The sequence below is a fragment of the Rhizobacter sp. P3_B12 genome, from assembly GCF_056402895.1.
This window is the reverse complement of the sequence record NZ_JBFUGN010001364.1, coordinates 1-1,275: the sequence shown is the minus strand read 5'-3', so window position 1 is coordinate 1,275 and position 1,275 is coordinate 1. Positions and strand designations below refer to the sequence as shown.

2 protein-coding genes are annotated in these 1,275 nt (G+C 68.6%); both read left to right on the top strand.

Going from position 1 to position 1,275, the window contains the following annotated elements:
- The coding region (locus AC1D01_RS35265; protein WP_477874252.1) for a DUF1513 domain-containing protein at positions 1 to 801 on the top strand (801 nt) is incomplete at its 5' end.
- Positions 802 to 877: 76 nt separating this feature from the next.
- A partial coding sequence (locus AC1D01_RS35260) for a hypothetical protein (protein WP_477874250.1) occupies positions 878 to 1,275 on the top strand: 398 nt, incomplete at its 3' end.

Sequence of the window (1,275 nt, the reverse complement as noted above, 5' to 3'; positions counted from 1 at the left end):
TACAACGGCCACGTGATCGCCGATGCGTCGGGCGACACGCTGTACACCAGCGAGACCGATCTCGACAGCGGTGCCGGCCTGGTCGGCGTGCGCGATGCCTGCACGCTGGAGAAGCGCGCCGAGTGGCCGACGCACGGCCGCGACCCGCACATGCTGCTGTGGGACGCGCAGGCCGCGCCGTTCACGCGGCTGGTGGTCGCGAACGGCGGCATCGAGATCCGGCCCGAGACCGGCCGCATGAAGCTCGGCCTCGACCGCATGGACTCGTCGCTGGTGCGGCTCGATGCCGCGCGCGGCGAGCTGCAGGGGCGCTGGCAGCTCGCCGATGCGCGCTTGAGCCTGCGCCACCTCGCATGGCATGGGCACGGCGCCGATGCCGTGCTCGGCATCGCGATGCAGGCCGAGCACGCCGATGCCGCGCTGCGGGCCGCGGCACCGGTGCTGGCGCGCTTCGACGGCCGTGCACTCCAACGCGCCGCATCGCCGGCGCTCGCCGGCTACGGCGGCGACATCGCGGCCACGCGCGACGGCTTCGTGATCGGCTGCCCGCGTGCTCAAGGCCTCGCGCAATGGCAAGCCGATGGGAATTGGCAGGGCCTCGTCCCGTTGCAGGAGGCCTGCGCTGTTGCACTGGATGCCGCCCATGCGCTGTGGGCCGGTGGTCGACCGGAGGCACAGCGATCGCAGGCGCAGATATCTGACGCAAATAAAGACGATCGGTCGCAAGTTGGTCTTCCAATTGGTCTGCAACTGGACAACCATTGGTTGGTGCTTGGAGACGTTGCGGCGAAAGAGGGGTAACGCTGAGTAACCCTACCGTCCGGATTTGCTGGTCCTTCGCTATCGTTTGCGCACAACGACAGGGGAGATAAAACCCATGAATCGAGTGCTCTCATGGCCGTTGCTGCCGCTTCTTGCGCAGCAACTCGAGCAAGTCGCACGCTCTCGCCACGTGGCGGTGGTGGGCGACAAGCAGGCCGTTCGCATCACCCTATCCTTCGGCGTCGTCGAGATGCTGCTCTCGCCGAACCAGCCACCGATGCTGCCCGGCACCGAGGTCTACGTGTGGTTCAAGGGCGGCGGCTTCCTGTGCGGCCCGAAGCGCGAGATCGACCTCGCCGAGCGCGAATCGCGTCATGCGCTGCGGCGCGTGAAGGCCGCGCGGGCGGCCTTGGCCGCGAGCCGTGCCGAGCGCGCGGCGCGACTGGCCGCCGACATCGACATCCTGCTGCCCGAACTCGACGCGGCGATCCCGGACAACGGCGACAGCGACAT